Raw genomic sequence first — 22,317 nt, 5'->3', positions numbered from 1 at the left:
CCCAAAAAAGGCGCGCGCGGCCGTTGTTGCGGGACGGGCAGCCGCGCGCGCTAACAGAGGAGTTCGGGGGACTCCTCTCTCAAGCAGCGTCAGTGAGCAAGGTCTGACGCCGGTTGAACACGAACAGGATCAGGGCGAGCACGATCAGGACCAGGCCTGCGATCATCTTCAGCTCGGCCGAGGTGGCGGTCTTCGGCAGGCGGATCGCATCGGGCGCGGCGGGGGTCGGCCGTCTTGCCGCCGGCTGGCTGCGCGCATCGGCATGGCGTTCGCGCAACTGCGCAGGCGCCTGCTGCGGACGCTCGCCAAACACCTTCGCGAAATCCCAGCCGGCCGGCAGGTTGATCGGGAGTTCGCTGAGCTTGAGCGGTTCGCCTTCCGGGCGGCTCGGCGTCTTGTCGACTGCAACGAGGCTGGTGAGCCGCGTGACGATCTGATGGTCGAGCGCCAGCGCCAGGATCACCTTGTCGGATTCTTCGGGCGTCATCTCGCGCAGGGTGCGCGCAACTTCCGCATCGCCGATCTTGCGCCGCGCCCAGAGCTTTGACAGGCCCTTGCCTTCGGCGGCATTTTGCAGCGGCAGCGTCACCGACCAGGGACGGTCGCCGACGCGCCCCTTGATCTCGAGCGAGCCGGCGAGCTTGTCGAGCTTCGCCGCCAGCACCAGGGGTTCGTCGCGATAGACGTCGGGAATGATCGCCGGCGTGATGTCGGCCTTGGCCTCGGAGAATTTTGCGCTGAGGCCGGTCACTGCCGGGTTCTCCAGCTTGGCAAACAGGCCGCGCATGCGCTCCTCGACCTGCTCGACCGCGCCGATATGGGTGAAGGCACCGCGTCCGAGTTCGGCGGCGCGCGTCATCAGATAGGTGTTGGGCGCCGAGCCGATGCCGACCATGAAGACGCGCGAGCGGCCGCGCATCGCCGTGATGGTTTCGAACAATTGCTGCTCGTTGCCGATCGCGCCGTCGGTGAGGAATACGACCTGGCGGACCATATTCGTGTCACCAAGCTTGTCGGTCAGTGCCGCACGCATCGCCGGCACCATCTCGGTGCCGCCGCGCGCCTGCAATCCATTGACAAAACCGAGGGCTTCGCCGAGATGGGCGGGATCGGCCGGCACCGAGGCCGGGAACAACACGTCCATGGTGTCGTCGAAACGGATCACATTGAAGCGGTCGTTCGGCTGGAGGCGGCCGAGCGCATAGAGCAGGCTCGCCTTGGCCTGCACGATGGAGGTCCCGCCCATCGAGCCGGAATTGTCGATCACGAACACGACCTCGCGCGGCAGCGGCTTCTGTGTTGCCTGCTCGGCGCTCGGCGGCGTGACGAAGGCGAGCAGGTAATCTGCATCGCCGACATGCTCGCGGAACAGGCCGACCGACGGCGCCTTCTCGGCGGCCGGCTTCCAGGTCAGCTCGAAATCGCGGTCGGCCGGGACGGCGCCGTCGGCAAGCGTGACGATGCGCGTCGTGCTTTCGGGGCTTTCCGTCTTGATGGTGTGATGTTGGCTCTTGACCTCGCCGAGTGCAAAGCCGGCCTTCAGGCGCACCGTGATGCTGGTCGGATTGACCGGTGCATTCTTCGCGGGGTCCCGTACCGGTGGTGCGATGCGGTCGCGATCCGGCACGGGGTTCGAATTCGCCGCGCCCCAGCCGGAGCCATCGTTGCGGAACTCGACGCTCTGCACGATCGGCGCCGGATTGTAGCGCGGCGCGACCACTAGCGGCACGCGCAACGAATATTCATTGCCGCTCTGATGCACCGGCTCCTGATATTCGATCTGCACCAGCACGGTTTCGCCGGGGCCGATATTGGCGACCGAATTGGTGAAGATGTTCGGCCGCTCCTGCTCGGTCAGCGCGGCCTTCTGACCGTCGCGGCGCGCCTGCTCGTAGATGATACGGGCCTGATGGCGCTCCTTGATGTCGCCGACGATGACTCGGTCGCCGACCACCATCTTCAACGTATCGACGGCGCCGTTGCTCGCGAGCGGGTAGACATAGGTGGCCTCGACCCAGTCCTTGGTCGGGTTGCGGAACACTTGCGTGACGCGGGCCCGCAGCGTCGGGCTCGAGACCGTGATGTCGACATCGGTGCCGAGGCGGATCGCTTCGGTCGTGGCGCCGTCGTCCTTCAGCAGCAGGCTGCCGGATTTGGCCTCGCCCGGCTGGAGCAGGCTGGCCTGCTCGATCGTTGCCGACCAGCCCGGCTCGAAGCTCACCAGCAGGGCAATGAAGGCAACCAGGAGCATGGCAACGCCCTGCGCCAGAAGGAACACTCCGACGACGATGAGCCGTCCCAGCCAGGGGTGTTGGTTGCTGTCGACCGCGTCGTCATTGCTCATTTGGCCTGCTCCCGAAGAGTGTTTTTGACGATGGCGAGCATCGGTCGGGAGGGGGGATCTCGCGAGCAGAATGATCGGCAATGTTTTGCCGCGGCTGGCCGGGCCGACAGCCCGCGGGACGGCCATGTCCGGTTTTGTGCTGGTTTGTCCGCCCTGCTAGACTGGCGTCCCAAGGCAGGGTTGACGATGCAGACGCAGGACGACAAGCAGCTTTCGGACGAGCAGAGCCGCGAGATCGCAGAGACCATTCGCGAGGAGCTTGCGAGGCGCCGGATCTCCCGGCAGGCGCTGGCCGAACAGGCCAAGCTCAGCCTGTCGACGCTGGAGAAGGTGCTCGGCGGCCGCCGGCCATTCACCCTGGCGACGACCGTCCGGCTCGAGCAGGCGCTGGGCGTTTCCTTGCGCAAGACCGTCGCCGCGGTGACGCCTCCAGCCGCGAGCGATGTCGCCCCCGACAGCCTCGGCTCCTATTCGCATCGCGCGGTGACCTGGCTGGAGGACGTCTACATCACGCTGCGGCCGTCCTTCGGCGACAAGGACGCGATCTTCGCCTACCGCACCGAGATCGTCTGGGAGCCAAAAGTCTCGTCACTGGTGTTCCGCGAGGGCGAGCGCACCGATGCGGCCTATGAGCATACCGGCGAGGTTGCCGTGCCGCATCAGTCCGGCTTCATCTATCTGGTCATCATCAAGCACGGCCAGCATCGCGTGATCACGGTGTCGCGGCCGACGGTCGACGGCGAGATGTACGGCATCATCTCCACGCTCCGTGCCGGACCTGGCTCGCAGCTGACGCCGATCGCCGCGCCGATTGCCTATGTGCCGCTTAGCAATGTCCTGAAACCATCGCTGGGGCGCGTCGCGCCTGACGACGCCAATTATGAGCTGTACCGAAAACACCTGCGCCGCACGGTCGAAGAGTCGTTCGCTCTGTTTCTGTCGGCGTAGGTTCTTCTGGTATCCTCCGATGAGGAGGTGGCGGCCTCGTCGCCGCCATCTCTCCTGTATCGGATCGTTCGCCGAGGTCAGCCGCCCGTCTCGGCGCTGATGATGTCGCCGAACAGCTCCCACTGGCCCTTCTTGAACCGCCACATCTTGAGCTGCTCGATCGGTGCGAAGTCCGTCGAGGAGGTGTTGATCTTGATGCCCGGGATCAGCGTATCGGGAACGAAGTCCTTCAGGCTCGCGGCCTGCTTCATCACGTTCTCGCGGGTCAGATTGTCGCCCGACTGCTTCAGCACCTGCACCATGGTTTGGGCCGCGGCATAGGCGTAGACCAGATTGGCGTCCGAGATGTTGGCGCCGGGCATGTACTTGTCGATGAAGGCCATGAACTTCTTCATGCCTTCGTCGTCCTTCCACTGCGGGTCCGACGCGTCCTTGAGATAACCGGCTGACAGCACGCCTTCGGATGCCTCTAAGCCGGCCGGCTTCATCACCGCGCCGATCGACACCGAGACGTCCGTCATCAGGTGCATCGGCTTCCACTCCAGCTCGGCGATCTTCTTGATGGCTTGAGCCGCGAATTTCGGAGTCGCGATGTTGACGAAGACGTCGGCGCCGGTGCCCTTGAGCTTGACGATATGGGCATCGATCGACGGCTCCGAGGTCTCGTAGCTCTCTTCGGCCACGATCATCTTCGCGGCCTTGTCGCCGAACACGTCCTTGATGCCGGCGAGGTAGTCCTTGCCGAAATCGTCATTGGCATAGAAGATCGCGACCTTCGCGTCCGGCTTCTCCTTCAGGATATATTTGGCGAAGATCTGAGCCTCGACCCGGTAGCTGGGCTGGAAGCCCATGGTCCACGGAAAGTTCTTCGGGTCGTTCCACTTGCTGGCGCCGGTGGCGAGGAAGAGCTGCGGCACCTTCTTGGCGTTGTGGTATTTCTGCACGGCGGTCTGGGTAGGCGTGCCCAGCGCATTGAAGACCAGGAACACCTCGTCGCTCTCGATCAGTTTGCGGATCTGCTCCACCGTCTTCGGCGGCGAGTAGCCGTCGTCATAGGAGATCCAGTTGATCTTGCGGCCGTTGATGCCGCCCTGGTCGTTGATCATCTTGAAATAGGCCTCCTCGGTCTTGCCGATGATGCCGTAGGCTGAGGCGGGCCCCGAATAGGCCTCGACATTGCCGATCTTGATCTCGGTGTCGGTGACGCCGGTGTCGTACGCCTTCTGCGCATGGGCGGATGGGCTCGCAAGCAGCGTCAGTGCGGTTGCGGCGGCAAGCAGGGAGAGTTTCTTGTTCATGAAAATTCCTTGGTGTTTCTTCGGGGTTTCTTCTGGCTCGGGCAGGCACGTCGAAAAAACAAAAGCGCCCGCGCTGGCGAGGTCGATGACCGCGACCTTGCCGGGTGCGCGGCGCGCATGATGAGCGATCCAGTCGTAATGACGAACGGCCAAAAATCCCTCCCTCGGCGGTCTTGTGCCGCCTCGCGTCCCTGTCGCCGTGCACCAGGCCCGGCATGGCCCTGGGGCCAGCCGGAGTTTGTGCATCGACGTCTTTTTTGACCGGGAGTTGGCCTGCGGGGGGCGAAAATCGTCTTGCGTTGAGTTGCTAGGTCTTGGCCTGCGGTGGCGCGGTTCCGCGAGTCAGCCACTCTGCGCAAGTGAACGGCACATGTTCCGGCCATGGTGAACGGGACGAATCCGCGTCCGAGGCACGAGCGCCATGAAGAGCCCGTTCTATACCGCCGAGCACGACGCCTTTCGCGACGTCATGCGCCGCTTCGTCGACAAGGAGATCGCCCCGTTCGCCCACGAATGGGACGAGGCCGGCGAATTTCCCCGGGTGCTGTATCGCAAGGCGGCCGAGATCGGCCTGCTGGGGCTCGGGTTCCCCGAGGAATATGGCGGGATTGCCGCCGACCAGTTCATGAAGATCGTCGCCAGCCAGGAGCTGGCGCGGGCCGGGGCGGGCGGCATCAGTGCCAGCCTGATGAGCCATACCATCGGCTCACCGCCGATCGCGCGTGCGGCGCGGGCCGAGGTGAAGGCGCGTGTGCTGCCGCAGGTGCTGTCGGGCGAGAAGATTTCCGCGCTCGCGATCACCGAGCCGGGCGGCGGCTCCGACGTTGCAAACCTCAGCACCCGCGCGCGACGCGACGGTGATCACTACGTCGTGAGCGGCGAAAAGACCTTCATCACCTCGGGCGTGCGCGCCGATTATCTGACCGTTGCGGTGCGTACCGGCGGCGAGGGCGCCGGCGGCGTCAGCCTGCTGCTGATCGAGGGCGATACGCCCGGCCTGTCCAGGACAAAACTGAAGAAGATGGGCTGGTGGGCGTCCGATACCGCGACGCTGCATTTCGACGACTGCCGCGTGCCGGCCGAAAACCTGATCGGCGAGGAGGGCCAGGGTTTCAAGATCATCATGCAGAATTTCAACAGCGAGCGGATGGGCATGGCGGCCGGCTGCACGGCTTTCGCGCGCGTCTGCCTCGACGAAGCCATCGCCTACGCCAAGGAGCGCAAGACCTTTGGCAAGCCGCTCGCGCAGCATCAGGTGATCCGCCACAAGATCGTGGACATGGCGCAGAAGGTCGCAGCAAGCCAGGCGATGCTGGAGATGCTGGCGTGGCGGCTCGAGCAGGGCGAAAGCCCGGTCGCCGAAATCTGCATGATGAAGAACCAGGCGACCCAGACCATGGCGTTCTGCGCCTCGGAAGCCGTGCAGATCTTCGGCGGCGCCGGCTTCATGCGCGGCATCAAGGCCGAGCGCATCTACCGCGAGGTCAAGGTCAACGCCATCGGCGGCGGCACCGAGGAGATCATGAAGGATCTGGCGTCGCGGCAGATGGGGTTGTGACGAGAGGACAAAATGCTATTCACCGCTGACCACGACGACATCCGCCGCTCCCTGCAAAAATTCATCGCGGCCGAGATCAATCCGCACGTCGACGAATGGGAGAAGGCCGGCATCTTCCCGGCGCATGCGCTGTTCAAGAAGATGGGCAGCCTCGGCTTTCTCGGGCTGAACAAGCCGGTCGAGTTCGGCGGCTCGGGCCTCGATTACTCCTACGCGCTGATGATGGCGGAGGAATTGGGGGCCATCACCTGCGGCGGCGTGCCGATGGCGATCGGGGTGCAAACCGACATGGCGACGCCGGCGCTGGCGCGGTTCGGCTCGGACGAGGTGCGGCGCGAGTTTCTCGCGCCCGCGATCTCCGGCGACTATGTCGCCTGCATCGGCGTGTCCGAGCCCGGCGCCGGTTCTGATGTCGCCTCGATCAAGACCCAGGCGCGCTCGGACGGCGACGACTATCTCATCACCGGCGGCAAGATGTGGATCACCAACGGCACGCAGGCCGACTGGATCTGCCTGCTCGCCAACACTGGCGACGGTCCGGTTCACCGCAACAAATCGCTGATCTGCGTGCCCATGAAGGCCAAGGGCGTCACTGTCGCGCGAAAACTCGACAAGATGGGCATGCGCTCGTCGGACACCGCGCAGATCTTCTTCGATGACGTCCGCGTGCCCAAACGCAACCGCATCGGCGAGGAGGGCAAGGGTTTTACCTACCAGATGATCCAGTTCCAGGAGGAGCGGCTTTGGGGCGCGGCGGCCTGCCTGAAGGCGCATGAATACATCATCAACGAGACCATCGCCTACACGGGCAACCGCAAGGCTTTCGGCAAGTCGATCCTCGATAACCAGGTCGTGCACTTCAAGCTCGCGGAGATGCAGACCGAGGTCGAGCTGCTGCGCGCACTGATCTATCGCGCCGCCGAGCAGCTGGTCGCCGGCGAGGACGTCACGAAGCTCGCGACCATGGCCAAGCTGAAGGCTGGCCGGCTCGGTCGCGAGCTCACCGACGCCTGCTTGCAATATTGGGGCGGAATGGGCTTTACCAACGAGACGCCGGTCAGCCGTGCCTATCGCGACAGCCGCCTGACTTCGATCGGCGGCGGCGCCGACGAGGTCATGCTGATGGTGCTGTGCAAGATGATGGGCACGCTGCCGGGCAGCAAAGGGAATGCATCATGATCACGCTCTATCACTGCGACGCCGCGCGCTCGTTCCGTCCGCTCTGGATGCTGGAGGAGATGGGGCTGCCGTACGAGCTGAAGATGCTGCCGTTTCCGCCGCGCGTTTTCGCCAAGGACTATCTCGCGCTCAATCCGCTCGGCACGATTCCTTTCATGATCGACTGCGAGACGAAGATGACGGAGTCCTCCGGCATCTGTCATTACCTCGGCACCAGATATGCGCCGACGCCGCTGATGGTCGATGTCGCCGATCCCGCCTATGGCGCCTTCCTGAACTGGATGTATTTTTCCGATGCCACGTTAACCTTCCCGCAGACATTGGTGCTCCGCTATACCCAGCTCGAGCCGGAAGAGCGTCGCAATCCGCAGGTCGCCACCGATTACGCAAAATGGTTTCTGGGTCGGCTGCGCGCCGTCGAGGCAGCGACCGCGAATGCCGAAACATTGTGCGCCGGCCGCTTTACCGCCGCTGACATCGTCATCGGCTATGCGCTCCGCCTCGCGGACAATATCGGCCTCGCCAAGGATTTCGGGCCAAATGTCGCAGCCTATTGGGCGCGCCTGCAGCAGCGCGACGGTTTCAAGCGTGCCGTTGCTGCGGAGCAAAAGGCCGGAGCCGAGCAGAATGTTGCGCCGCGCGTGAGGGCGTAAGGCGCGACGGTTGGGACTATTGTCTCATATTGGTTCCGGACGGATGCACCGCCGTCTGGAATGCCGATCCTTTGCGCGTCATGACAGCGCTATCCCGTCGTGACAGCGCCCAAATTTCCGCTAAGGTGACCTCCGTCCGCAGCGGCCAGAGAGCCGCGCGAGGAGGAAGCCCAATGGAAGATAACGGTCGCGAATCCGACCATCTCATGCTGATCACGCCGGAGCGGGTGTTTTATGCCGGCCTGCTCGGCCGCCCCCGCAGGCGGACCCCGGGCTGCTGCCATGTCTATGTGGCGGTGAAGGGCAATCTGCACCTGACCATCGACGACGTCCTCGCCACCGCCGAGCTGTTCGTCACTCTGCCGAACCAGCGGCATTCCATCGCCAGCGACTACCGTACCGCCATCAGCGTGACGCTCGAGCCCGAGAGCGTGCCGGACGGCGTGATCGAGGCTTTGGCAAAGCGGCTGACCGGACCGGACCGGGCCATCTATGCCCGAAAGATCCTCGCCGCCTACGCGCTGCTGCGCCAGCGCCGCTATGGCGACATCACCACCGCCGAATTCGACGAGATGTGCTTTGGCGAGGCACTGCCCCGCCGCGTGCTCGACCCGCGTGTGATGCGAGCGGTTGCCCGCATCGGACGCTTCTCCGGCGAGCCGGTGACGGCGGATACCTGCGCGGCGGAAGCCGGCCTCTCGGCCTCGCGCTTCCTGCATCTGTTCAAGGAAGAGACCGGCATCTCGTTCCGCTCCTTCCGGGCCTGGAAACGTGCGCGGCATCTGCTGCACTTCGCCAACCAGGATCTCAACCTCGCCCATCTCGCGCAGGACATCGGCTATCCCGACTCGACGCATTTCAGCCACTCGATCCGCCGCTTCTATGGATTGAAGCCCCGCGCAATCTTCGTCGGCTCGCGGGATCTTGCGATCTATCGCAGCACCGAGACGGTACGGCTCGCGGAGGCGGGCTAGCACCGCTCGCGTAGGGTGGGCAAAGGCGCCCCTTGCGCCGTGCCCACCACCTCTCTGTAACTTGCAAAGAGGGGGGGCACGCTTCGCTTTGCCCACCCTACGAAAGCTCGCCCTTTCCCAGCTTCTCCGCGCAAGAAGCCGCATGCCCCGCATCACATGATCGCCCACGTTGAATTCTCAACGTGCGAGACATCTGAGGCATGAGCGACAAGGCCGTCATCACCTGCGCGCTGAACGGCGTGCTCACCGACCCGAAGCAGCACAACGTGCCCGTGACGCCCGAGCAGATGGCGCGCGAGGCCAAGGCTGCGTTCGATGCCGGCGCCTCCATCATGCACATCCATCTGCGCCAGCAGGCGCCGGACAAGGGCCACCTGCCGTCCTGGGAGGTGGCCGTCAGCAAGGAAATCCAGCAGGCGATCCGCGAAGCCTGCCCGGGCGTCATCATCAACCACACCTCGGGCGTATCAGGGCCGAACTACCGCGGCGCGCTCGACTGCATCCGCGAGACCAGGCCGGAGATCGCGGCCTGCAACGCCGGCTCGCTGAATTATCTCAAGGTGAAGGCCGACAACAGCTGGGCCTGGCCGCCGATGATGTTCGACAATTCGGTCGAGAAGGTGAAGGACTATCTCGACGTCATGAACGAAGTCGGCACCATCCCCGAGTTCGAATGTTTCGACGTCGGCATCGTCCGCTGCGTCGGCATGTACACCCAAGTCGGCATGTACAAGGGCCCGCTGGAATATAACTTTGTCATGGGCGTCGCCTCCGGCATGCCTGCTGATCCCGAGCTGCTGCCGATCCTGATCAAGCTGAAGCGCCCCGAGGCGCAGTTTCAGGTCACCGCGATCGGCCGCGAGGAGATCTGGCCGCTGCATCAGCGCTGTGCCGAGCTCGGCGGCCATTTGCGCACCGGCCTCGAGGACACCTTCTATCTCGCCGACGGCAAGAAGGTGACGTCGAACGGCCAGCTGATCGAAGCCATTGCCGCCTGCGCCCGCCGTGCCGGCCGCGAGATCGCAAGTCCCGCCGAAGCGCGGAAGATGTTTGGGACGAACAGGTAGCCACACACTCCGTCATTCCGGGATGGCCCGAAGGGCCAGGCCCGGAATCCATAACCACGATCGGGAGTATGGATTCCGGGCTCGCGCTCCGCGCGCCCGGAATGACGGGCAGGAGTTTTGATGTCCATTCTCGAAAACACCATTTCCCCCGGCAGCGCTGCCTACCATGCCAACCGCGACGGCATGCTCGGCCTGATCGACCGCCTGCGCGCGCTGGAAGAGCGCACGCGTGCGGCGTCCGCGGCGGCAAAGGATCGCTTCCACAAACGCGGCCAGCTGCTGCCGCGCGAGCGCGTCGCGCTGGTGCTTGATCCCGGCGCGCCCTTCCTCGAGCTGTCCACGCTCGCCGGCTACATGTTCGACGTGCCGGATGCCGCCAGGAGCGTGCCCGGCGGCGGCGTCATCGCCGGCATCGGCTTTGTCTCGGGCATCCGCTGCATGGTCAGCGCCAGCGATTCCGGCATTGATGCCGGCGCGCTGCAGCCTTACGGCCTCGACAAGGCACTGCGCGTGCAGGAGCTCGCGCTGGAGAACAAGCTACCTTACGTGCAACTCGTCGAAAGCGCCGGCGCCAATCTCTTGCGCTACCGCGTCGAGGATTTTGTCCGCGGCGGCAACATCTTTCGCAATCTCGCGCGGCTTTCGGCGGCAGGCCTCCCGGTCGTCACCGTGACGCACGGCTCGTCCACCGCCGGTGGCGCTTACCAGACGGGCCTGTCCGATTACATCGTCATGGTCCGCGGTCGCACCCGCGCCTTTCTCGCGGGGCCGCCGCTGCTCAAAGCCGCGACCGGCGAGATCGCGACCGAGGAAGAGCTCGGCGGCGCCGAGATGCATACGCAAATCTCCGGCCTCGGCGACTATCTCGCCGAGGACGACCGCGACGCGCTTCGTATCGCGCGCGAGATCATGGCGGCGCTGCAATGGGAGCGGCCGGGCAGGGTGAAGGCGCAATTCAAGCCGCCGCGCTACGGCCAGGACGAGCTGCTCGGCATCATGCCGATGGACCACAAGCGCCCTGTCGACATGAAACAGGTGATCGCGCGCATCATCGACGATTCCGATTTCACCGAGATGGCGCCGAACTACGGCCCCGCCACCGTTTGCGGCCATGCCCGCATCGAGGGCCAGGCCATCGGCATCATCACCAACAACGGCCCGCTCGACCCTGCCGGTGCCAACAAGGCGACGCATTTCATCCAGGCCTGCTGCCAGACCCGCACGCCGATCCTGTATCTCAACAACACCACCGGCTACATGGTCGGCAAGGCCTATGAGGAAGCCGGCATGATCAAGCACGGCTCCAAGATGATCCAGGCGGTGACGTCGGCGACGGTGCCGCAGATCACCATCTATTGCGGTGCCTCGTTCGGCGCCGGCAATTACGGCATGTGCGGCCGCGGCTTCCATCCGCGCTTCTGCTTCTCCTGGCCGAACGCCAAGACGGCGGTGATGGGCGGCGAGCAGGCCGCCGAAACCATGGCGATCGTGACGGAAGCCGCCGCCGCGCGCCGCGGCAAGCCGCTCGAGAAAGACAAGCTCGACGCCATGAAGGCTGAGATTATCGGCGTGTTCGACGGCCAGATGGACGTGTTCTCGACCAGCGCGCGCGTGCTCGACGACGGCGTGATCGATCCACGCGACACCCGCGCGGTGCTGTCCGAGGTGCTCGCGATCTGCCACGAGGGCGATTCGCGCATACCCCAGCGCATGCAGTTCTCGGTGGCGCGCCCATGAGGAACGGATCAGTGCAGCATCGGCCGTTCTTTAGGGTTCTGGTCGCCAACCGCGGCGAGATAGCACTCCGTGTTATGCGTAGCGCGCGAAAACTCGGCCTCGGCGTCGTCGCGGTCTATTCCGACGCGGACCGCGATGCGCTCCATGTCAGGCAGGCCGATCAGGCTGTCCGGATTGGCGAAGCGCTGCCCGCGCAATCCTATCTGAACATCCCCGCGATCATTGCTGCCGCGAAAGCGAGCGGTGCGGATGCGGTACATCCCGGCTATGGCTTCCTGGCCGAGAACGAAGACTTCGCGCAGGCCTGCAAGGATGCAGGTCTCGTCTTCATCGGCCCGTCGCCGCAGGCGATCGAGGCCATGGGCAACAAGGCCGGCGCCAAGGAGATCATGAAGAAGGCCGGGGTTCCCGTCGTGCCCGGCTATCAGGGCGCCGACCAGGGCGACGAGGTCATGCTCGCGGAAGCCAAGAAGATCGGCTTCCCCGTGATGATCAAGGCAGTCGCGGGCGGCGGCGGCCGCGGCATGCGGCTCGTCACTGAGGCCGCCTCGTTCGGTGATGCGCTGCGCAGCGCGCGCTCGGAGGCAAAGGCGGCGTTCGGCGATCCCACGGTGATCCTCGAACGCGCCATCCAGAATCCGCGTCACATCGAGGTCCAGGTGTTCGGCGACAGTTTTGGCAACGCCATCCATCTCGGCGAGCGCGATTGCTCGGTGCAGCGGCGGCACCAGAAGCTGATCGAGGAGGCGCCGTCACCGGCGGTGACGCCGGAGCTGCGCGCGAAAATGGGTGAGGTCGCGGTCGCGGCTGTGAGGGCGCTGCGCTATGAGGGCGCCGGCACGCTGGAATTCTTGCTCGACGCCAGCGGCGCGTTCTACTTCATGGAGATGAACACGCGTCTCCAGGTCGAGCATCCCGTCACCGAGGCGATCACCGGGCTCGATCTCGTCGAGCTGCAACTGCGCGTCGCGCGCGGCGAGCCGTTGCCGGTGAAGCAGCAGGACATCAAGTTCTCGGGCCACGCCATCGAGGTACGGCTCTGCTCGGAGGATGCCGCGCAGGACTTCATGCCGCAGTCCGGATGCATGGCTCGCTGGCAGGTGCCGGATGGCATCCGTGTCGAGCACGCGCTGCAATCGGGCACGGAGATTCCGCCGTTCTACGATTCCATGATCGCCAAGGTGATCAGCCATGGTGCCAATCGCGAGGAGGCGAGAGCACGGCTCATCGTCGGCCTGGAGCAGCTCACGGGATTGGGCGTGACGACCAATCAGGCGTTCCTGATGTCGTGCCTGCGTCATCCCGGCTTTGCCCGGGGCGAGGCCACGACGGCCTTCATCGGCGCACATCGCGACGAGCTGCTGGCGCCGCGAGCGGATGCCGCATTCGAGACAGCGCTGGCCGGCCTGCTGCTTTACGTCACCGATCCCCGCGCGCCGTCATGGCAAAGCGGACGGAGCCTTGCGGCAACGTTCCCGCTGCCCGCGAAGCTCGAGATTGCAGGCCGCACGCTTGAGCTTGAAGTCACCCGAGAACGCGATGGCAGCTACGTCGTTGCTGCCCAAGGTCGTCCGGACAAATTCGAGATCGATCAGCTCGATGCCGACGCCATCCGCTGCCGCCACGACGGCGTGATGGAGAGTGCGAAATTCCTGCGCGACGGCGACCGGTTGTACGTCCAGCATCGTGGCATCCCGCTCGCGATCACCGATCTCACCCTCGCCGCACCGAAAGCCGCCGCAGCCAATGGCGGCGACGGTAAGGTCCGCGCGGCCCTGAACGGCCGCGTCGTCGCTGTCCTCGTCAAGCCGGGCGACCGCATCTCTGCTGGCCAACCGGTGCTGACGCTCGAGGCGATGAAGATGGAGCACATCCACAAGGCCGGCATCGACGGCGTCGTTGCCGCGATCGACGTCGCCGAAGGCGAGCAGGTCACGACGGGTAGGATCGTGGCGGAGATCGGAGCGGGGTAGCGCAGCGAGCTCGCAATGACGGTGGAGAGGGCTACTGCCCCCGCCCCGTCCCCTCATTGAGCAGGCACGCCACCTGATGCGCCTCGCCCGCATTCACCAGCGCCGGCCGTTCCGTCTTGCACCGCTCCATCGCAAACCGGCAGCGGGTGTGAAACGCGCAGCCGGGCGGCGGATTGACCGGGCTCGGCACGTCGCCGTCGACTAGTGGCGCAAGCTTCTTCGCCCGCGGGTTGGCGATCGGCACGGAGGCGAGCAGGGCCTGCGTGTAGGGATGCCTGGGATTGCGGAACAGCTCGTCCTTGTTCGCGATCTCGACGATGCGGCCGAGATACATCACGGCGACGCGGTGGCTGATATGGGCGACGACCGCGAGATCATGCGCGATAAAGAGATAGGAGAAGCCGTGCTGCTTTTGCAGGTCGATCAAGAGATTGATCACCTGCGCCTGGATCGAGACATCGAGCGCGGAGACCGGCTCGTCGCAGACGATCAGGCGCGGCTCCAGCGCCAGCGCCCGTGCGATGCAGATGCGCTGGCGTTGGCCGCCGGAAAACTGATGCGGGAAATTGCGCATCTGGTCGGGGCGCAGGCCCACCTGCTCGAACAGCTTCGCGGTCCGCGCCTCCAGCTCCTTGCCGCTGGCGAGCCCGTGCACGGCCAGCGGCTCGCCGACGATGTCGCCCGCACTCATGCGCGGATTGAGCGAGGCAAACGGGTCCTGGAACACGATCTGCATCGAGCGGCGGTGCGGGCGCAGCGCCGTCTTGGACAGATGCGTGATGTCCTGGCCCTCGAGGCGGATCTGGCCCGAGGTCGGCTCCACCAGCCGCAGTACGCTGCGCGCCACGGTCGACTTGCCACAGCCGGATTCGCCGACGAGACCGAGCGTCTCGCCGGTCTGAAGCGAGAACGAAACGCCGTCCACCGCATGCACGGTACCGACCTGCCGCCGCAGCACGCCGGCACGGACCGGGTAGTGTTTTTTGAGATCGGTGACGTCGAGCAGCGCCCCGGTCATGCCACCTCCGCAACTTCGGCCGCGCGCCAGCAGGCGGCGAGATGGCCGCCGCCCCAATCGGCGAGCGGTGGATATTCGGCCTCGCAGCGCTTGACTGCGAGCTTGCAGCGCGGCGCGAAGGCGCAGCCTGTAGGCAACCGCACCAACGACGGCACGGTGCCGGGGATCTCGTTCAGCCGCTCCTGTGCCGCGACGCCGGATGCAGGCACGGCCGGGATCGAGGCCATCAATCCGCGCGTATAAGGATGCTTCGGCGCGACGAACAGCGCCTCGACGCTGGCTTCCTCGACCTTCCGCCCCGCATACATCACGATCACGCGCTGCGCGGTCTGTGCGACGACGCCGAGATCATGCGTGATCAGCACGAGTCCGGTGCCGAGCTCCTTCTGGAGATCGAGGATCAGCGCCAGGATCTGCGCCTGAATGGTGACGTCGAGCGCGGTGGTCGGCTCGTCCGCGATCAGCAGCGCCGGCCGGCACGCCAGCGCCATCGCGATCATCGCGCGCTGGCGCATGCCGCCGGAGAGCTGATGCGGATAGTCTCGCGCACGCCGCGCCGGCTCGGGAATGCGCACCAGCCGCAGCATCTCGACCGCGATGGTCTGAGCGTCCCTGGTCGACAGATTGCGATGCAGCCGCGCGGCCTCGACGATCTGGTCGCCGATCCGCATCACCGGATTGAGCGAGGTCATCGGCTCCTGAAAGATCATGGAGATGCGGTTGCCTCGGACAGCACGCATCTGGGCTTCATCCAGCGCCAGCAGATCTCTGCCTTCGAGGGTAACAGAGCCGCCGACGATGCGGCCCGGCGGATCGGGCACCAGCCGCATCAGCGACAGCGCCGTCACGCTCTTGCCGCAGCCGGATTCACCGACGATGGCCAGCGTCTCGCCTCGCCTCACGGTGAAGGAGACGTCGTCGACGGCCTTGAACAGGCCGGAATTGGTGAAGAACACCGTCTTCAGGTTCTTCACCTCGAGCACGAGATCGGATTTATCAGCCATCAGCCGCGCTGCCGGGGATCGAGGATGTCACGCAGGGCGTCGCCGAACAGATTGGCGCCGAACACGGCGAGGCTGATGGCGATGCCCGGAAAGATCACCAGCCACGGCGCGGTGCGGACATATTCGGCGGCGGATTCCGACAGCATGCGGCCCCATGACGGATAAGGCTCGGGGATGCCGAGGCCGAGGAAGGAGAGGGACGCTTCGGTGAGGATCGTGGACCCGAGCTGCGCGGTTGCCAGCACGATCAGCGGCGCCAGCGTGTTCGGCAGCACGTGGCGGAGCGCGATGCGCACCTCGCTCATGCCGATCGACTTGGCGGCCTCGACGAACGGCTGCTCCCGCAGCGCCAGCGTGTTGGCGCGGATGACACGCGACACGGTCGGGATCAGCGGAATGGCGATGGCAATGATGACGTTCGGCAGCGACGGGCCGAGCGCCGCGGTCATGATCAGGGCCAGCACCAGCAGCGGCAGCGCCTGCAGAATGTCGGAGACGCGCTGGAATACGAGGTCGACCCAGCCGGAGAGATAGCCGGAGGTGAGGCCGACGATGACGCCGATGCTGCCGCCGAGCGCGGTCGAGCCGATGCCGACGGCGAGCGAAATGCGCGCGCCGTGGATGATGCGGCTGAACACGTCGCGGCCGAACGAATCCGTGCCCATCCAGTGCGCCAGGCTCGGCCGCGCCAGCGCGCGCGCGGAGTCGACCGTGAGGGGGTCATAGCGCGCGATGAAATCGGCAAAGATCGCGGTGAGCACGAACAGCGTCATGATGACGAGCCCGGCCGCGCCCAGCACATGCCGCTGCGCCAAAAACAGCACGCGCCGCCACCCCCCGGTCGCATGCGCCCCGGCGCGTCTCAGTTCAAGGTCATAGTCGATCGCGGCCAAACGCTTCTCCTAATCCGTGTATCTGATCCGCGGATCGAACACCGCGTAGAGCATGTCGACTATAAAATTCGCGCTGACCACGACCACCGCGATGAACATCACGAGGTTCTGCACGATCGGATAATCGCGCCAGCGGATCGCCTCGACCAGGAAGCGCGCGACGCCGGGGATGTTGAACACGGTCTCGGTGACGATCAGGCCGCCGATCAGGAACGCAGCCTCGATGCCGATCACGGTGATGACGGGCAGGATCGCGTTCTTGAGCGCGTGGTGATAGTTCACGGCGGCATCGGAGGCGCCCTTGGCCCGCGCGGTACGGATATAATCCTGCCGCAGCACCTCCAGCATCGAGGAGCGCGTGATGCGCATGGTCAGCGCGGCGCTGCGGAAGCCGACGGCGGCGGCCGGCACGGCATAGGTCGCGAACGCCTCGAGCCAGGTCTGCGGATTCGGGTTGAAGATCGGGATCTGGCCAAACATGGCCACCGACGCGGTGAGGATCAGCAGGCCGAGCCAGAACGAGGGTAGCGACAATCCGCTGAGGCTGACGACGCGCAGCGCGTAATCGAGCCGCGTGCCCTGCTTCACCGCGCTGATGACGCCCAGGGGAATGCCGATGGAAGCCGAGAACAGCAGCGCGAGACCCGCGAGCCGCGCCGTGATCGGAATGCGCGGGAGAATCTCCTGCAGCGCCGGTTTCTCCGAGACATAGGAGTAACCGAAATCGCCGCGCAGAAAACCGCTGATCCAGTGCCAATATTGCACGATCAGCGGCCGGTCGATGCCGAGCTCCTTCTCCAGATTGGCCTTGTCGGCGGGATCGACATAGCCGGCGGCGGCGAACAGGATGTCGACGATGTTGCCGGGCACGATGCGCAGCAGGAAGAAGATGACGACCGAGATCCCGAACAGGGTCACGAGCATCAGGAACAGGCGCCGCACCAGATAGGCAAACATCCCGCGCCCTCCCGTAAGACCGTCAGCGCGCTACTTGTCCATCCAAACGTCTTCGTACCGGTACCCATTATACGAGCTGTTGGACATGACAGTCACGCCCTTCACATAAGGCTGCCAGCAGCTTCCGGTGCGCGCGTGAAAAATGATCGGGCGGGCCACGTCCTCCTGCAACTTCTTGTCGATGTCCCACACCAGTTTCTTGCGTTTGGCGATATCGGTCTCCTGCGACTGCACGTCGAACAGCTTCTCGATCTCCTTGTTGCAGTAATTGGTGTAGTTGCGCTCGGAGCCGCAGGAATAATTCTCGTAGAAGGACTGGTCGGGATCGTCGACGGCGTTGCCGGTCAGGTTCAGCCCGAGCATGTAATCCTTGCGCGCGATCTTCGGGAACCAGTTGGCGGTCTCGACCACGTCGAGCTCGCCGTCGATATAGATGCTCTTGAGCTGGTCGATCAGGATCACCGCGGGATCGCGATAGACCGGGATGTTGCGGGTCGAGACTTTGACGGCGAGGTGTTTGTCCGGCCCGTAGCCGGCCTTCTGCATCAGCTTCCTGGCTTCGTCGCGGTTGGCGTTGACGTCGGGGCCGTAGCCCGGAATGGTCTCCAGCATCTCCTTCGGCATGCCCCACAGCCCGTTCGGCGGCGGCAGCATGGTGCCGCCGACATCGCCCTGGCCCTCGAACATGATCGAGATGAAGGCCTTGCGATCGAGCGACAGCGCCATGGCGCGGCGGATGTCGATGTTGTCGAATGGCGGCGCCGACGAATTGACGATGATGTTGGTCGCGACATTGTTGGGCTCGACCACGCAGACGGCGTTCGGCGCCTGCGATTTGACGTCCTTGAGCAGTGGAATGCTCACCTCGGTCGGGAACGCCATGTCGAACTTGCCGGCAACGAAGGCGAGGATCGCGGTCGAGCGGTTTGGGATGATGGTGAACTCAATGCCGTCGAGATAGGGCCGGCCCTTGCGCCAGTAATCGGTGTTCCGCGTCAGCTTGATCGATTCATTGGCCTTGAACTCGACGAATTTGAACGGGCCGGTGCCGATCGGATGCGTGCGCATGTCGCCGGGCGAGACGTGGCAGGGATAGACCGGGGTGTAGCCGGAGGCGAGCAGCGCCAGCAGCGACGGCTGCGGCCGCTTCAGATTGAACGACACCTCGAAGTCGCCGTTGGTCGAGACGTCATTGACCTGATCGTACCAGCTCTTGCGCGGGTTCTGCCGGAACTTCTGCTGCGACTTGCCCATCAGCATGTCGAAGGTGCACTTCACGTCGGCGGAGCTGAACGGCTTGCCGTCATGCCATTTCACCCCCTGGCGCAGCTTGAAGGTCAGCGTCTTGTTGTCATTGACCCAGGCCCAGCTCTCGGCGAGCTCGGGGACAATGTTATCCATCCGGTTCTGCGCCTCGTCCTGCTTGTAGATGACGAGGTTGTTGAACACGGGCATGAAGGGAACATTGAGCGAGTAGGTCGCGCCTTCATGGATCGAGGCGTTGCCGGGGCTGTCGCGGTGATACATCCGCAGGATCCCGCCCTGCTTGGGCTCGCCGGCGAACGTCACGGTCGAAAACGCCAGCAAAGACAGCGCCGCCGTCGCGGCGAGCGCCCACACGCTCCGCATCCTCGGTCCTCCCTGGACATCAGCCATTTACGGCCTGTTTGTCAGGACGATAGCGACGCCCGCACAGCGAGGCAACCGGCAAGGTCGCCCACACTCTCGACAATTCGGATGACGGAAGGCCGCAGGGGCTTCTCTCACGATGTGAGAGTGCAGGTGCGAAGAAGTGAAGTGCGTTGCTTGTCGCCGCAACGAAAATGCGCTCCCTCGCCCCGCACGCGGGGAGAGGCGAAGAGCCTCTCACACAATCCTTGATGTCTTGCTCCCCCAGTACCGGTCCCGCAGCAGCCGCTTGTACAGCTTCCCCGTCGGCAGCCGCGGCAGCTCTTTCTCGAAATCGACCGAGCGCGGCACCTTCTGCCGCGACAGCGATTGGCCGCAAAACGCGATCAGCTCTTCGGCGAGTGCGGGTCCCGGCACCACGCCGGGCATCGGCTGCACCACCGCCTTCACTTCCTCGCCGAGATCGGGATTGGGCACGCCGAACACCGCGGCATCGGCGACCTTCGGATGGGTGATCAGCAGATTCTCGCATTCCTGCGGATAGATGTTCACCCCGCCCGAGATGATCATGAAGGTCGCGCGATCGGTGAGGTACAGGAAGCGGTCCTCATCGACATAGCCGACGTCGCCGACCGTGCTCATGCTGCCGTCCGCCGAGCGCGCTTCCCTGGTCTTTTCAGGATCGTTGAAATATTCGAACGGCGATCCCGTCTTGAACCAGACCTGGCCCGGCGTGCCGGTCGGGCAGGGCTTCATGTCTTCGTCGAGAATGTGGAGGTCGCCGAGCAGCACCTTGCCGACCGTGCCGCGATGGCTGAGCCACTCCTTGCTGTCGCAGGCGGTGAAGCCGAGGCCTTCGGTCGCGCCGTAATATTCGTGGATGATCGGCCCCCACCATTTGATCATGTCGTCCTTGACCAGCGCGGGGCAGGGCGCGGCGGCGTGGATCGCGATCTCCAGGGAGGACAGATCGTAACGCTCTCGCACCTCCTTCGGCAGCTTCAGCATCCGCGAAAACATCGTCGGCACCAGCTGGGTGTGGGTGATGCTCCATTGCTGGACCAGTTGGAGATAACGTTCCGGATCGAATGTCTCCATGATGATGACGGTGCCGCCCATGCGGATCGTGAGGTTCACGGCAGCTTGCGGCGCCGAGTGATAGAGCGGAGCCGGCGACAAATAGACCATGCCCTCGCGGTAGTGCCAGAGCTTGGTCAGGAAATCGAACAGCGGCAGATTGTGTTGTGGCGGCTCATCCGGCAGCGGCCGTAAAATGCCCTTTGGTCGGCCCGTCGTGCCCGATGAATAGAGCATTGCCGTGCCGAGCCATTCGTCTGCAATTGGCGTCTTCGGCAGATCGGCAGTGACATCCGCGAGACCGACGATGCGCTCGCTCTCGCCGGGGCCGTCGGCGACGATGCAGAGCTTGACGTCGGGACAGACCTTGATCGCCTCGCGCGCGATGTCGAGCTTCGCGGCCGACGTGATCAGGATCTTCGACTGGCTGTTGACGAGCAGATAGGCAAGCTCGCCCGGCGTCAGGAAGGAGTTGATGCAGGTGTAGTACAGCCCGGACCGCTCACCCGCGCCGCAGGCCTCGAGATAGCGCGAATTGTTCTCCATGAAGATCGAATAATGGTCGCGTCGCTTCAGGCCGTGCTTGCGGAACAGATGCGCGAGCCGATTGCTGCGTGCCTCCAGCTCGCGATAGGTGACGGCCTCGCCGGTCGCCGCCATGATGAAGGCGGGCTGCAGCGGGCGCAGGCGGGCATGGTGACCAGTGTACATCTATCCTCCGGCTTGGATCATGCGGCGAGACGCAGGATTTCTTTGATGTCGGCGGGGCCGTCGATCCTGCGCGGGTTGCGAGGTACCCATGGCGTGCGCATCGCCTGTTCGGCGATCGTGTCGAAATGCTCCGGCGAGACGTGCACGTCCGAGAGGCTGCGCGGCATGCCGAGCGAGCGGATGAAGGCGTCGAGCACGTCGGCAGCGTCATGGCCGGGATAACCCATGGCGGCGGCGACGACCACCTGGCGTTCGGCATTGTCGCGCGCGTTCCAGCGCATCACCGCCGGCAGCATGACGCAGGACGTGTGGCCGTGCGGCACGTCGAAGGCGGCGCCGAGCACGTAGCCGATGCCGTGGCTCGCGCCCATGGGAACGCCGGCCGCGAGTGCGCCCATCGAGAGCCAGGTCCCGATCTGCGCATCCATGCGCGCGTCGAGGTCGGCAGGATCGGCCTTCACACGCGGCAGCGCGTCGGCGAGCATGGCGAGGCCTTTCACCGATTGGGCGTCGGCGTAAGGGTGCGTCTCGCGCGAGCAGATCGCCTCGACGCAATGGTCGACGGCACGGATGCCGGTGGAGAGGAACAGCCATTCCGGCGTGTACACGGTGATGCCTGGATCGAGGATGGTCGCGCGCGGCACGGCGAGTGGATGCCGCAGCATCTGCTTCACGTTGGTGCTGCGGTCGGTGACGCCCGCAATCGACGAGAACTCGCCGCCGGCGATCGTGGTCGGCACGCTGATCTGGCGCACGTGAGGGGCGATCATCTCCGGCGCGACGCCCTTGTGCACGCGAATGCGCTCGATACCTGCGACGTCGTCGATGCCATTGGCGAGACAGAGCTGCACGGCTTTGGCGCCGTCGGTGATCGAGCCACCGCCGACCGTGACGATCAGGTCGGCGCCTGCCTCTCGGGCTGCATGGGTCGCCGCGATCACCGCCTCGCGCGGCGTATGTGCCGGCATCGCGTCGAACAGGCCCGTGCAGCGCGTGCCGAGCGCATCCTGGATTTTCGTGATCTCGTCGGTTTCTCGGTTCAGCGTCCCCGACACCATCAGGAAAGCGCGGCGCGTTCCCAGCCGGTCCATCTGCGCGCAGATGGCCCCGGCTGCAGGATGGCCGAACACGACCTCCTCGATCGCGCCGTAAACGACACGTCCCTGGTGCACGCCTGTCCTCCCCGGACAATTCGTCTTCGTTCTTGTCGGGCAAGTCTAGCCGAGCCCGCCGTATCAGTCATGTGCGAAGACGCTGGCCGCTCTCGAACGCTCCCACCGCTGTCAACCCGCCATCC

General features: G+C 64.9%; 17 protein-coding genes. 8 read left to right on the top strand and 9 right to left on the bottom strand.

Features of this window, described 5'->3' with window-relative positions; translation table 11 throughout:
• Nucleotides 1-79: 79 nt before the first annotated feature.
• Nucleotides 80-2,344, bottom strand: a complete 2,265-nt coding sequence (locus tag HYH08_RS22575) for a marine proteobacterial sortase target protein (RefSeq protein WP_220012022.1) — start codon at nt 2,342-2,344, stop codon at nt 80-82.
• A 186-nt stretch (nt 2,345-2,530) separates the two neighbouring features.
• On the opposite strand from HYH08_RS22575, the gene HYH08_RS22570 reads away from it, so the two are divergent.
• Entirely contained in the window at nt 2,531-3,292 is a 762-nt protein-coding gene (locus tag HYH08_RS22570) for a helix-turn-helix transcriptional regulator (RefSeq protein WP_220012021.1), read from the top strand.
• 77 nt (nt 3,293-3,369) lie between these two features.
• Here the strand turns inward: HYH08_RS22570 and HYH08_RS22565 are convergent, their stop codons facing one another.
• Nucleotides 3,370-4,590 (bottom strand): ABC transporter substrate-binding protein, encoded by a 1,221-nt coding sequence (locus tag HYH08_RS22565; RefSeq protein WP_220012020.1) that lies wholly within the window; start codon nt 4,588-4,590, stop codon nt 3,370-3,372.
• A gap of 421 nt (nt 4,591-5,011) precedes the next feature.
• Between HYH08_RS22565 and HYH08_RS22560 the strand changes: the two genes are divergently transcribed.
• From HYH08_RS22560 to HYH08_RS22530, 7 genes are all read left to right on the top strand, one after another.
• A complete protein-coding gene (locus tag HYH08_RS22560) occupies nt 5,012-6,148 on the top strand; it encodes an acyl-CoA dehydrogenase family protein (RefSeq protein WP_220012019.1) in 1,137 nt (378 codons plus the stop codon).
• A 12-nt stretch (nt 6,149-6,160) separates the two neighbouring features.
• Complete coding sequence (locus HYH08_RS22555) at nt 6,161-7,327, top strand: acyl-CoA dehydrogenase family protein (RefSeq protein ID WP_220012018.1); 1,167 nt, start codon at nt 6,161-6,163, stop codon at nt 7,325-7,327.
• Nucleotides 7,324-7,980: a glutathione S-transferase family protein gene (locus tag HYH08_RS22550; protein WP_220012017.1), complete on the top strand. Its 657-nt coding sequence runs from the start codon at nt 7,324-7,326 to the stop codon at nt 7,978-7,980. The genes HYH08_RS22555 and HYH08_RS22550 overlap by 4 nt, the downstream gene beginning before the upstream one ends.
• A gap of 173 nt (nt 7,981-8,153) precedes the next feature.
• Nucleotides 8,154-8,954 carry a helix-turn-helix domain-containing protein gene (locus HYH08_RS22545; protein WP_220012016.1) on the top strand — a complete coding sequence of 267 codons (801 nt, stop codon included), beginning with the start codon at nt 8,154-8,156 and terminating at the stop codon, nt 8,952-8,954.
• A 200-nt stretch (nt 8,955-9,154) separates the two neighbouring features.
• Nucleotides 9,155-10,021, top strand: a complete 867-nt coding sequence (locus HYH08_RS22540; RefSeq protein ID WP_220012015.1) for a beta-keto acid cleavage family enzyme — start codon at nt 9,155-9,157, stop codon at nt 10,019-10,021.
• A 120-nt stretch (nt 10,022-10,141) separates the two neighbouring features.
• Entirely contained in the window at nt 10,142-11,758 is a 1,617-nt protein-coding gene (locus HYH08_RS22535) for an acyl-CoA carboxylase subunit beta (protein WP_220012014.1), read from the top strand.
• A complete protein-coding gene (locus tag HYH08_RS22530; RefSeq protein WP_220012013.1) occupies nt 11,755-13,731 on the top strand; it encodes an acetyl/propionyl/methylcrotonyl-CoA carboxylase subunit alpha in 1,977 nt (658 codons plus the stop codon). The genes HYH08_RS22535 and HYH08_RS22530 overlap by 4 nt, the downstream gene beginning before the upstream one ends.
• Before the next feature lie 31 nt (nt 13,732-13,762).
• Here the strand turns inward: HYH08_RS22530 and HYH08_RS22525 are convergent, their stop codons facing one another.
• From HYH08_RS22525 to HYH08_RS22495, 7 genes are all read right to left on the bottom strand, one after another.
• Nucleotides 13,763-14,749 carry an ABC transporter ATP-binding protein gene (locus HYH08_RS22525; protein WP_220012012.1) on the bottom strand — a complete coding sequence of 329 codons (987 nt, stop codon included), beginning with the start codon at nt 14,747-14,749 and terminating at the stop codon, nt 13,763-13,765.
• Nucleotides 14,746-15,753, bottom strand: coding sequence for an ABC transporter ATP-binding protein (locus HYH08_RS22520; protein ID WP_220012011.1), 1,008 nt, complete (start codon nt 15,751-15,753; stop codon nt 14,746-14,748). The genes HYH08_RS22525 and HYH08_RS22520 overlap by 4 nt, the downstream gene beginning before the upstream one ends.
• Nucleotides 15,753-16,646, bottom strand: coding sequence for an ABC transporter permease (locus tag HYH08_RS22515; RefSeq protein ID WP_220012010.1), 894 nt, complete (start codon nt 16,644-16,646; stop codon nt 15,753-15,755). Before HYH08_RS22515 ends, HYH08_RS22520 begins: the two co-directional genes overlap by 1 nt.
• A 9-nt stretch (nt 16,647-16,655) precedes the next feature.
• A complete protein-coding gene (locus tag HYH08_RS22510; RefSeq protein ID WP_220012009.1) occupies nt 16,656-17,603 on the bottom strand; it encodes an ABC transporter permease in 948 nt (315 codons plus the stop codon).
• Between the two features lie 30 nt (nt 17,604-17,633).
• On the bottom strand, nt 17,634-19,232 hold the full coding sequence (locus HYH08_RS22505) for an ABC transporter substrate-binding protein (RefSeq protein ID WP_220012008.1): 1,599 nt from the start codon (nt 19,230-19,232) through the stop codon (nt 17,634-17,636).
• Nucleotides 19,233-19,469: 237 nt separating this feature from the next.
• Nucleotides 19,470-21,020: an AMP-binding protein gene (locus tag HYH08_RS22500; RefSeq protein WP_220012007.1), complete on the bottom strand. Its 1,551-nt coding sequence runs from the start codon at nt 21,018-21,020 to the stop codon at nt 19,470-19,472.
• 17 nt (nt 21,021-21,037) lie between these two features.
• Nucleotides 21,038-22,192 (bottom strand): iron-containing alcohol dehydrogenase, encoded by a 1,155-nt coding sequence (locus HYH08_RS22495; protein ID WP_220012006.1) that lies wholly within the window; start codon nt 22,190-22,192, stop codon nt 21,038-21,040.
• Nucleotides 22,193-22,317: the final 125 nt, after the last annotated feature.

It is taken from the genome of Bradyrhizobium sp. BR 10289 (assembly GCF_019455385.1).
Lineage (GTDB): Bacteria > Pseudomonadota > Alphaproteobacteria > Rhizobiales > Xanthobacteraceae > Bradyrhizobium.
Note: the sequence above shows the minus strand (reverse complement) of the source record. Positions and strands in the feature narration are given on the sequence as shown.